The sequence below is a fragment of the Xanthomarina sp. GH4-25 genome (genome assembly GCF_045363175.1).
Classification (GTDB): domain Bacteria; phylum Bacteroidota; class Bacteroidia; order Flavobacteriales; family Flavobacteriaceae; genus Xanthomarina.
The window spans coordinates 133,003-144,831 of record NZ_JBJFLO010000007.1; the positions used below are offsets into that span (position 1 = coordinate 133,003).

The 11,829-nt window shown below is 33.7% G+C and carries 8 protein-coding genes; 5 read left to right on the forward strand and 3 right to left on the reverse strand.

The window, feature by feature from the left end:
* Window positions 1–101: 101 nt before the first annotated feature.
* Both ACI5KZ_RS11695 and ACI5KZ_RS11700 read left to right on the forward strand, forming a co-directional pair.
* Window positions 102–1,079: a pyruvate dehydrogenase complex E1 component subunit beta gene (locus ACI5KZ_RS11695; protein ID WP_406847714.1), complete on the forward strand. Its 978-nt coding sequence runs from the start codon at window positions 102–104 to the stop codon at window positions 1,077–1,079.
* A 65-nt stretch (window positions 1,080–1,144) separates the two neighbouring features.
* Window positions 1,145–3,646: a DUF5686 and carboxypeptidase-like regulatory domain-containing protein gene (locus ACI5KZ_RS11700; protein ID WP_109309749.1), complete on the forward strand. Its 2,502-nt coding sequence runs from the start codon at window positions 1,145–1,147 to the stop codon at window positions 3,644–3,646.
* A gap of 20 nt (window positions 3,647–3,666) precedes the next feature.
* Here ACI5KZ_RS11700 and ACI5KZ_RS11705 read toward each other — a convergent pair whose 3' ends face one another.
* The gene (locus ACI5KZ_RS11705) at window positions 3,667–5,892 is read right to left on the reverse strand and encodes a M1 family metallopeptidase (RefSeq protein WP_406847715.1); all 2,226 of its coding nucleotides are present in this window, start codon (window positions 5,890–5,892) and stop codon (window positions 3,667–3,669) included.
* Between the two features lie 301 nt (window positions 5,893–6,193).
* On the opposite strand from ACI5KZ_RS11705, the gene ACI5KZ_RS11710 reads away from it, so the two are divergent.
* Both ACI5KZ_RS11710 and ACI5KZ_RS11715 read left to right on the forward strand, forming a co-directional pair.
* Complete coding sequence (locus tag ACI5KZ_RS11710; RefSeq protein ID WP_109309747.1) at window positions 6,194–6,721, forward strand: inorganic diphosphatase; 528 nt, start codon at window positions 6,194–6,196, stop codon at window positions 6,719–6,721.
* 119 nt (window positions 6,722–6,840) lie between these two features.
* Complete coding sequence (locus ACI5KZ_RS11715) at window positions 6,841–9,297, forward strand: sodium-translocating pyrophosphatase (RefSeq protein WP_109309746.1); 2,457 nt, start codon at window positions 6,841–6,843, stop codon at window positions 9,295–9,297.
* A gap of 72 nt (window positions 9,298–9,369) precedes the next feature.
* Here the strand turns inward: ACI5KZ_RS11715 and ACI5KZ_RS11720 are convergent, their stop codons facing one another.
* Window positions 9,370–9,984 (reverse strand): deoxynucleoside kinase, encoded by a 615-nt coding sequence (locus ACI5KZ_RS11720; protein WP_007647993.1) that lies wholly within the window; start codon window positions 9,982–9,984, stop codon window positions 9,370–9,372.
* A gap of 6 nt (window positions 9,985–9,990) precedes the next feature.
* A complete protein-coding gene (locus ACI5KZ_RS11725; protein WP_109309745.1) occupies window positions 9,991–10,767 on the reverse strand; it encodes a hypothetical protein in 777 nt (258 codons plus the stop codon).
* A gap of 176 nt (window positions 10,768–10,943) precedes the next feature.
* Here ACI5KZ_RS11725 and ACI5KZ_RS11730 point away from each other — a divergent pair, with 176 nt between their 5' ends.
* Window positions 10,944–11,822: a GLPGLI family protein gene (locus ACI5KZ_RS11730; protein WP_406847716.1), complete on the forward strand. Its 879-nt coding sequence runs from the start codon at window positions 10,944–10,946 to the stop codon at window positions 11,820–11,822.
* The last annotated feature ends 7 nt before the right edge of the window (window positions 11,823–11,829 follow it).

Consider the following 11,829-nt stretch of genomic DNA (forward strand, 5'->3'; position numbering starts at 1 on the left):
AAGATAAGAAATTTTAAAAGGGGCTGGATTATACCCTTTAAAAATTATATTATTTCTTAGCAATAATTCTTACTTTTGCTTTTCGTAATAAAGTTATACAAATGAAGACAATTCAATTTAGAGAAGCTATATGTGAAGCCATGAGCGAAGAAATGCGCAGAGATGAAAGCATTTATTTAATGGGAGAGGAAGTAGCTGAATATAATGGTGCTTATAAAGCAAGTAAAGGGATGCTTGACGAATTTGGTCCTAAACGAGTTATCGATACGCCTATTGCAGAGCTAGGTTTTGCAGGGATTGCTATTGGTTCTACCATGACTGGAAACAGACCTATTGTAGAATATATGACGTTTAACTTCTCGTTAGTTGGTATCGATCAAATTATAAATAATGCCGCAAAAATCAGACAAATGTCTGGTGGACAATTTAAATGTCCAATTGTGTTTCGTGGCCCTACTGCTTCTGCAGGTCAGTTAGCAGCAACACACTCTCAAGCGTTTGAAAGCTGGTTTGCCAACACACCAGGTTTAAAAGTTGTTGTGCCTTCTAATCCTTACGATGCTAAAGGACTTTTAAAATCGGCTATTCGTGACGATGATCCTGTTATTTTTATGGAAAGTGAACAGATGTATGGCGATAAAGGCGAAGTACCAGAAGGAGAATACACCATTCCATTAGGAGTTGCAGAAATTAAACGTGAAGGAAAAGATGTTACCATCGTATCTTTTGGAAAGATAATTAAAGAAGCTTATAAAGCTGCAGATGAATTAGAAAAAGAAGGTGTTTCTTGTGAAATTATCGACCTTAGAACAGTTCGTCCTTTAGATAAAGAAGCTATTTTAACTTCGGTTAAAAAAACAAACAGATTAGTAATTCTTGAAGAGGCTTGGCCTTTTGGAAACGTTTCTACTGAGATTACTTATATCATCCAATCTGAAGCCTTCGATTATCTAGATGCACCTATTATAAAAATAAATACAGCAGATACACCTGCACCTTATTCACCAGTTCTATTTGAGCACTGGTTGCCAAATAGTGAAGAGGTTATTAAGGCTGTTAAAAAGGTGTTATACAAATAAAATGTTATTATTTTAATTAAAATTGACTTCGTTGGCAATATTGTTGATGAAGTTTTTTTGTTATTATGAAATTTAAGTTATTAGCTATATTTTTTCTATGTACCATTAGCTCTTTGTTTGCGCAAACAAAAGTTAGTGGTCATGTCTTTGATGAATATAACGAGCCAGTAGCTTATGCCAACATTATTTTTAAAAATTCTTCCGAAGGAACCATAACAGATGAAAACGGAACGTTTTACTTAGAGTCTAGTAATACTTGGGAAACTTTAATAGTTTCATTTATAGGTTACGAGACCATAGAATACCCTTTAGATAAGAAAGTTAACTACAATTTGAGTTTTAATATTATTGAAGCAGCATCGGCTTTAAACGAAGTGGTTATCGTTTCCGGAAAACAATCTAAAAAAGCTGAAGAAAACCCAGCTATTGCCATCATGCGTAAAATTTGGGAGAACAAACGTAAAAATGGTCTCAAGCAGTTTAAACAATACAATTACGATCGTTACGAAAAAGTAGAATTTGACATTAATACAGTCGATAGTGCCTTAATGAAAAGCAATCTGTTTAAAGGCATGGAATTTGTTTTCGAACATGTAGACACTTCCAAAGTAACTGGTAAAACATACTTGCCCATTTTTGTAAATGAAGAAGCTGCAAAAGTTTATGGAGATAATATTCTTAAAAAAGAGAAAGTCGAATTAAAAGGAAATAAAAATTCAGGATTTAGTAATAACCAAACCATCATAGATTTTATAAAGGATCTATATTCGGAATATGATATTTACGATAACTATCTTAAATTTTTCGATAAGAGTTTTGTAAGTCCTATTTCTACTACCGGAATTAATACGTATAATTATGTATTAGCTGATAGTGCTTATATCGATAACAAATGGTGTTACAATATTATTTATTATCCTAGACGTAAAAACGAGCTCACCTTTAAAGGCGATTTCTGGGTGGCAGACACAACCTATGCTATTAAAGATATTAATATGCAAGCCTCAAAAAGTGCTAACATCAATTGGGTAAAAGAAATCTATATTGAGCAAGAATTTGATGTTTTAAACGATTCCATCTTTTTAGTGAAACGCGATTATTTTATGTCTGATTTCACCTTTAATAAAAAGGAAAAATCGCGTGGTGTTTATGGAAAACGTACCACTCTTTATGATAATTATGTGTTTAATGAAGTTAAAGACGATAAATTCTATAAAGATGAAGTTTTCGATTATAATAAAGATGCTTACAATCGGGAAGATGCTTTCTGGGATGAAAACCGAATGGAAGCCCTAAGCAAAGACGAAAAAGGCGTTTACAAAATGTTAGACACGCTTAAGACGGTTGGGAAATTTAAAAGGCTTTACAATTTAGGAAGTATTCTGGCTTCAGGATATATTGAAATTGATAAACTAAACTTAGATTATGGTCCTATTTTCTCAAGCTTCGGTTATAATGATGTGGAAGGTTTACGAATAAGAGCAGGAGGAAGAACTTATTTTGGGCCAAACGATTTATGGCGTTTGCAAGGTTTTGTTGCTTATGGTCTTAAAGATGATAAGTTTAAATATGGCTTTTCTGCTAAATGGTTATTAAATCAAAAAAACCGACTCATTATTTCTGCTGGACATAGGCGCGATATTGAACAAATTGGAGCTAGTTTAACCACCTCTACTGATGTTTTAGGACGAAGTTTGGCTTCGAATGCTCTTTTTACAACGGCTCCTAACGATAAATTATCTAATATTAAATTAACGGCTCTGGCTATAGAAATGGAGCCTATAAAAAATGTGTTGTTTAGAATAGGTGGTGATTATAGAACCCTGTCTTCGGCTTCAGATGCCTTTAGTTTGGATTATATAGATCCAGACTCTCCTACAGGTATTTCTTCCGATTTAAAACAATTTGAAAGCACCTTTGCTATTTCTTATTTTCCTGGTAGAAAAATGACTGGTCATGGTGTTGAAAGAAGGAATGCAAACGATACCTATGCATCTATTTTTGCACAATATAGTTTAGGAGATAAACATATCTTTAAAAGCGATTTTAATTATACAAAAATACAACTATCCTATATTCAACCATGGCAATTAGGAGGTATAGGAAGACTTAAATCTACTTTAGAAGCTGGAAAAACATTTGGGACCGTACCACTTGGATTACTAAGTGTTGTACCTGGAAACCAGTCGTATTTTTCTGTTTACAAATCGTTTTCGCAGTTAAACTATTACGAATTTGTTACAGATACTTATGCAGCCATGCACTTGGAGCATAATTTTAATGGACGTTTGTTTTCTAGAATTCCATTCTTACGAAAGCTTAATTGGCGAGAAATTGTTGGTTTTAGAGCTGTTTGGGGAGATTTGTCACAAAAAAACATAGATATAAGTGCACCATCTAATATTCCATTGATAGCTCCAACAGACGAAATATATTACGAATATAGCGTTGGTATTGCTAATATTTTTAGAGTGTTTCGAATTGATTTTAACTTTAGAGGGAATTATTTCGATAACCCAGGTGCTAGAGATTTTGGAATTACTGGTAGCTTCGGTTTTCAGTTTTAACCCATGTGTTTAACCCAAACTTAATCCTTTTTCGTTTTTTTAAAAGCATCAAAATCTGAAGGTGTTTCCACTTTTGGAAAGCTATTGTTTTTTGTGTCTGTATCTGCAAACTCAAAATTTGGATCTAGGTTTATTTGTTTCACTACTTTAGTCTTTACAAAAGTTTTACTTATTTCATATTCATTTAAACGCCAAACTTCAGCAGGTAATTTGTCAATTTCTTTAGTGTTATCTGTATAAATCCACTCTATAGTTACTGGCATGACCAACCCTCCAATGTTTTTAATGGTTAATTCGTAAATATTCTTTCCAGATAATTGTTTTCTAACTTCAGGCTCATCAAGTCTTGATAAAAAACCTCCATAGCTATTCTCTGAGGTTGGAGTCATGGTAATAACTTCTGGACCTCCAGAAAAATCGGTAGCAATAGTCTCAGTGCTTTCGCCTTCTATTTTAAAGGTGGTTTTTTTGTGTTTGTCTTCAATGTTTAAATCATCTTCATATACTTTAAACCATTTTACGTTAGAAAGCTCCATGTCTACTTTATCAGTTGTAAAAAACCAACCTCTAAAAAACCAATCTAAATCTGTAGCAGTAGCATCTTCAAGGGTTCTAAACAAATCTGCAGGATTTGGATGTTTGTATTTCCAACGGCTAGCATACTCTTTAAAAGCTTGGTCAAATAGCTCTGGACCAATAATAGATTCTCTTAACATTTGTAAGCCAACAGTAGGTTTCTGGTAAAAATTAGCTCCAAATTGTGTTAGCAATTCGTTGTCTGAAGTCGTCATAATGGGTCTTAAAATATTTTGGTCGCCACTCATAAATGGTACAATATCTTTAGGTGTGGTGCTATGGAATTCTGGATATTTTTCAGCAACTGTTCTTTGGTGTAAGTAGGTGTTTAAGCCTTCGTCCATCCACATCCATTTTCTTTCATCAGAGCTAACTATCATTGGAAACCAGTTGTGCCCAACTTCGTGGATTATGGTGCCAATCATTCCAGCTTTAGCTCTGTCGCTCATTTTTCCATTTTTAGGTCGACCTCCATTAAAACTAATCATAGGAAATTCTATTCCAATGTTCGATGTGTTTACAGAAATGGCAACAGGATATGGATATTCAAAAGTGGCTTCAGAATATACTTCTAATGCAGCAACAATAGCTTTTGTAGATTCGTCACTCCAAACAGGTAAGCCTTCTTTTGGATAATAAGACATAGCCATAGTAACATGATCTGAAAACTGATGTGCTTGTGCATCCCAAATAAATTTACGTGACGAAGCAAAAGCAAAATCACGCACATTTTTTGCATGAAACCTCCATGTTTTTAATTTACTCGCTTTAGTTTTTTCATTTTGAGTAGCTTCTTCTGGCGTGATTATCATTACAGGTTTATCAAAAGATTTCTCAGCTTCAAGCAAGCGCTGTCTTTGAGTCTTAGTTAATACAGACTCACTATTTTGTAGTTTTCCAGTGGATGCCACAATGTGGTCTTCTGGAACGGTTATTTCCACCTCATAATCTCCAAATTCTAAAGCGAATTCTCCCAATCTATTAAACTGTTTGTTTTGCCAACCTTCGGTATCGTTATACACAGCCATTCTTGGAAACCAATGCCCAAGTAAATAGACTGTGTTGTCGTCTTCTGGAAAGTATTCGTAACCTTCTCTGGACAATAAAAACATACTTCTATCTGTAATTGGGTAGGACCAAGCTAAAGAAAAACTTACAGAAGAACCAGATTTTAAAGGTTGGTTAAGCATCACTTTCATCATGGTGTTGTTAACATAAGTCTTCAGGTCTTTTTCAGAAGCATCTTTAATATATTTTATGGTATATCCAGCAGGAAAATCTACAGCTCTAGTAAGAAACTGCATTTGTCTGGTGCTAATAGAATCTGAAACACCACCAAAAACATCACCAAAATCTTCATTTCCTTTTTTATTAACGTTTTGCTCTAATTGTATCCAGATATAATTTAAGTCATCAGGAGAATTGTTATAATAAGTAATGGTTTCTTCTCCAGAAAGTACATTGTTTTTTTCGTCTAATGTTGCTTTTATTTTATAATCTGCTCGTTGTTGCCAATAGGCTTTTCCTGGAGCTCCACTTGCTGTTCTATAGGTATTTGGTGGAGGAATCATGTTGTCAATAGGCTCAAATTTCCCTTGCCATGGTTGGGTTTGAGACTGTATGGTTGAAAAACTAAAAAGGGACACGAGAAGGATTAATAAGTATTTCATGCTGAGAAGGTTGGTTTTATTTTTGATTGATACAGCAAGATATGAAAAAATGAAATGTAGATTTTTATTTTAACAGATTGATGTTTAGAGTTTAAGAAGAGACTTACTTAAAGGTAGAAATTTTGCTAGCTCGTCTGAAGATTGTTTTTCAGTTTGCACATAACCAAAGACTAAAGTTAAATTCAATCCATTCCATTCGACTTCCAATTAAACGAAGTTAATTAAAAACAACAAAGTCAAATACGTTTTTGTTGCCCAAAACCAAACACTTACGTACCTTTGCAGTCCTAAAAAAAATAAGATGACAAGTAAAGGGAAATTAACGTTTGATGTATTGATAGAAATACCAAAAGGAAGTAGAAATAAATACGAATACGATTTTGAACTAAAGAAAATACGTTTCGACAGGATGTTGTTTTCATCCATGATGTATCCTGCAGATTATGGGTTTATTCCTGAAACTCTAGCACTTGATGGCGATCCATTAGATGTATTGGTCATGGGTGGAGAACCAACGTTTCCTATGTGTGTGGTTGAGGTAAAACCAATAGGTGTATTCCATATGGCTGATGAAAAAGGACCAGATGAAAAAGTGATTTGTGTACCAGTTTCTGATCCTATCTGGAATAATTTAAATGATTTATCAGATATGAACCCTCATCAAATAAAAGAAATTGAGCATTTCTTTCAGGTTTATAAAGATTTAGAGAAAAAGAGAGTTGATGTTGGAGGTTGGGGAGATGCCAAAGAAGCCTACGATATTCTTAATAAATGTGTGAATCGTTATGAAAATAGCGAACATAAAACCAATGGAGATTTCACTATTTAAATAGTAGCTTTAACTTATATTGAAAAAACCCTTCTACAATACATGTAGAAGGGTTTTTAAATGTTAACGTATTTTGTTACATTTGCGCTGCTTAAAACTAATCAAACAAAAAATACAATATGGAATCAATGATGATTTATATGCCAATTGCAATGGCACTTTTAGGATTAATTTACATGATCGTTAAGAAATCTTGGGTTATGAAACAAGATGCAGGAGATGGAAAGATGAAAGAAATTTCAGATCATATATACGAAGGTGCTTTGGCATTCTTAAATGCAGAATACAGACTTTTGGCAATCTTTGTAGTAATTGTAAGTGTTGCTTTAGCGGCTGTATCTTTTATAGTGCCAACAACACATTGGTTAATAGTAGTTGCCTTTATTTTTGGAGCAATTTTTTCTGCTTTCGCTGGAAACATTGGGATGAAAATAGCAACTAAAACTAACGTAAGAACGACTCAAGCTGCTAGAACAAGCTTGCCAAATGCACTAAAGATTTCTTTTGGTGGTGGAACAGTTATGGGACTTGGAGTTGCTGGATTAGCTGTTTTAGGTTTAACAGCATTCTTTATATTTTTCTTTCATTTTTTTATGGGAGGTGTTTGGACAAACACGATGGATATGACTATTGTTCTTGAAACATTAGCTGGTTTCTCTCTAGGTGCTGAATCTATTGCATTATTTGCTCGTGTAGGTGGAGGAATCTATACCAAAGCTGCCGATGTTGGAGCCGATTTGGTTGGTAAAGTAGAAGCTGGTATTCCAGAAGATGATCCAAGAAATCCTGCTACGATTGCAGATAACGTTGGTGACAACGTTGGTGATGTTGCTGGAATGGGGGCCGATTTATTTGGGTCTTATGTAGCTACAGTTTTAGCTGCAATGGTTCTTGGTAACTATGTTATTAAAGACATGGGTGGAAATATTGCAGATGCCTTTGGTGGTATTGGACCAATTTTATTACCTATGGCGATTGCTGGTGCTGGAATAATTATTTCTGTAATTGGTACCATGTTAGTGAAAATTAAAAATAACGATGCTAAAGAGGCTCAAGTTATGGGAGCTTTAAATATTGGTAACTGGACATCTATTGCTTTAGTAGCCATATCATGTTTTGGTTTGGTTACTTGGATGTTACCTGAAACGATGCAAATGAATTTCTTTGGAGAAGGTTTACAAGAAATTTCTTCAATGAGAGTATTTTATGCAACCTTAGTAGGATTAGTTGTTGGAGCTGTTATTTCTTCGGTAACTGAATATTATACAGGATTAGGTAAAAAACCAATTTTAAATATTGTACAACAATCAAGTACAGGGGCTGGAACAAATATTATTGCTGGTTTAGCAACTGGTATGATTTCTACTTTCCCTTCGGTATTATTATTTGCTGGAGCTATTTGGGCATCTTATGCCTTTGCTGGATTCTATGGAGTGGCTTTAGCTGCTTCAGCTATGATGGCTACAACTGCTATGCAGTTAGCTATTGATGCTTTCGGACCAATTTCTGATAATGCAGGTGGTATTGCCGAAATGAGCGAACAAGAACCTATTGTTAGAGAACGTACAGATATATTAGACTCCGTTGGTAATACAACTGCTGCAACAGGAAAAGGATTTGCAATCGCTTCTGCAGCTTTAACATCGTTAGCATTATTTGCTGCTTATGTAACATTTACAGGAATCGATGGAATTAACATCTTTAAAGCACCTGTTTTAGCCATGTTATTTGTTGGTGGAATGGTACCAGTCGTGTTTTCTGCTTTAGCCATGAATGCTGTAGGAAAAGCAGCCATGGAAATGGTAGAAGAAGTGCGTCGTCAGTTTAGAGATATTCCAGGAATTATGGAAGGTACTGGGAAACCAGAATACGATAAATGTGTAGCAATTTCTACGGAAGCATCTTTAAAAGAAATGATGTTGCCAGGTTTATTAACTATTGGATTTCCTTTAGTCATTGCTTTTGTTCCTATGATTTTTGGAATGAACAACATGGCAATTGCTGAAATGTTAGGAGGTTATATGGCTGGTGTAACAGTTTCTGGTGTGCTTTGGGCTATTTTCCAAAACAATGCTGGTGGGGCTTGGGATAATGCTAAGAAATCTTTTGAAGCAGGTGTGATGATTAATGGAGAAATGACTTATAAAGGTTCTGAAGCACATAAAGCGGCTGTAACAGGAGACACTGTTGGGGATCCATTTAAAGATACATCTGGACCTTCAATGAATATCTTAATTAAATTAACTTGTTTAATTGGTTTAGTAATTGCTCCAATTTTAGGAGGTCATGCATTGGATGAAGGTGTCGCTATGGCAGGAACTTCAGTAAGTAACGAAGTTCTTAAAAAAGTGTATGTAGAAATGGAAGTTAAAGAAAACAACCTGGCGAAAGCAGTTGTTAGTATTACGACCAAAGAAAACGGAGAAATAAAAGTTGAAGAACGAGTTATCACTGGAACTTTAGAGGAAGTAAAAGCGAAAGTTGAAGAGCTAAAAGTAGGTGCTTCGGCCATCAAAGTGAAATCTAATCAAGCAGATCTTGATGAAGAATTCTCAGAAGAAATTATTATTAAATAAGACTTTTTAAAATATAATCACAAAAAAAGCCACGAATTTCGTGGCTTTTTTTGTGTAATAAAAAGGCTAAGATTAAAACAAACCATTTATCTCAGCATCTATCTTATTGATAATGCTTCCTAAATCTTCAGGATTTGCAACAAAATCTAAATTATCTACATCAATAATCAAAAGATTTCCTTTGTCGTAACCATGAATCCAAGCTTCATAACGTTCATTCAGTCTGCTTAAATAATCAATACTTATAGAATTCTCATAATCACGACCTCTTTTATGAATTTGAGATACCAAATTTGAAATAGAACTCCTTAAATAAATCAATAAATCGGGACCTTGAACAAAAGACTCCATTAAATCGAATAATGAACGATAATTTTCAAAATCACGATTCGTCATTAATCCCATAGCATGAAGGTTTGGTGCAAAAATATGCGCATCTTCATAAATGGTTCTGTCTTGGATAATGTCTTTACCGCTTTCACGAATTTGAGCCACTTGACGAAATCTACTATTTAAAAAGTAGACTTGTAGGTTAAAACTCCAACGTTCCATTTGATTATAGAAATCGTCTAGATAAGGATTATCAACCACATCTTCTAATTGAGATTCCCATTTGTAATGTTTAGCAAGTAATTTAGTAAGTGTGGTTTTACCTGCACCAATGTTTCCGGCTATTGCAACGTGCATAAGTGTTTATTTATTTAGTTGGAATTTGTGTAAATTTTTAGAATCGTAAATATACAAGGTTTCATTGGTTACTAAAAACTGTTTTGTTAACAATTCAGGTGTTATAATTAATTGATAGACTTGTTCACTTTCATTAAAGTAATAAAGGTTATTTTCTTTTACTAAATACACCTGTTCGTTATTTTCAAATATAGAAGTAAAACCATCGTTTTTTACCTTATAAACCAAACTGCCAAAATAATTATATTTATAGAGAAACTTCTCAGTTAGCATCCATGCATAATTATAATTGCTTTTTAAATCTAAAGCTTTAGACTGTGTCGGTTGTGTGGTAGCTCTTACTTTTCTTGTTTTATAATCGAATAACTCTAATTGCTGAATATCTTGATTAAAGATCCATAACGCATTATCGTTTGCAGTAGACACAAATGCCACATTTTTGTAATATTCTAAACGACTAAAATCGATTTTAATAATTTCAGCAAACCTATTGTCTAGAATAAATGCGGTATTAAAATCTTCATAAAAGACTGTGATTTTTAATGGATTAAAACTGTTTGCCGAAGTTATTTTTCCAAATTGCACATTGCTATAAGAGTAATTATTTTGGTCTTCTATTTTATAAAGCGTATTCTTTTTTATAAAATAAACTGTTCCAAAATTATCAATTCCAATGATTTTATCAGCTTCAAAAGGAGTTTTGGAAACAAAGGTCGTTTCAATGGGCTCTTGCCCAAAGATGGAAAGAGAAATAAAAAATAAAAAGTATAAAAGTGTTTTCATTGAGAATTGAAAAGTACAAAAATAGAACCACTTTTAAACTATTAATTTATAAGCATAACTTCGAATATTAATAATCTGTAAAGAGTATATTTTAACATATCGGTTTAAACGTTTTGACAGTAGCTTAGTCTAATAGTAATTAATTGTACATTAGTTAAAACTAAAACTCTGTAAAAATGAATCAGCTTTTTAAAAAAACATTAATTGTAGTCTTATTTTTTGCATCCACTACTTGGATGTTTTCTCAACAAGATTTTCAAGGTAAAGCCACCTATTTATCAAAAACCACTATAGATATGGATAATTTTGGAGGTGGAAATTTTAGTGAAGAACAAAAAAAGCAATTTGCAGAGAGAATGAAATCCATGCTTGAAAAAACTTATTTCTTAGTTTTTAATAAAACAGAATCCACTTATAAAGAAGAAGAAAAATTAGCTGCACCAGGTCAAGGTGGAGGTTTTAGAATGATGATGGGGAACTTTACGGGAGGTGCACAATACAAAAATGTTAAGGAGAATGTTTTACTACAAGAGCAAGAATTTTTTGGAAAGCAGTTTTTAATTAAAGATTCCTTACCAAAATTAGAATGGAAAATGAGTGGAGAAACGAAACAGATTGGTCAATATACATGTTTTAAGGCAACTGCAACTAAAAAAGTAGATGCTATGGATTTTAGAAGTATGAGAAGAAGAAATAACGACGATGATGCTAAAAAAGAAACAGATAGCACGAAGACCAAAGACCTGATGGAAGACATTGAAATCCCAGAAACTATTGAAGTAACAGCTTGGTACACTATGCAAATCCCAGTGAATCAAGGCCCAGGTGATTTTTGGGGGTTACCAGGACTTATTCTAGAAGTTAATGCAGATAGAACAACCATCTTGTGTTCTAAAATTGTATTAAACCCTGAAGAAAAGGAGGGTATTAAAAGACCAGAAAAAGGAAAGGAAGTCACACAAGACGAGTATAATGCCATCATGAAAAAGAAAATAGAAGAAATGCGAGACATGTATGGAGGTCGTGGAGGTCGTGGAGGTGGAAGAGGCCGTTAATTACTTA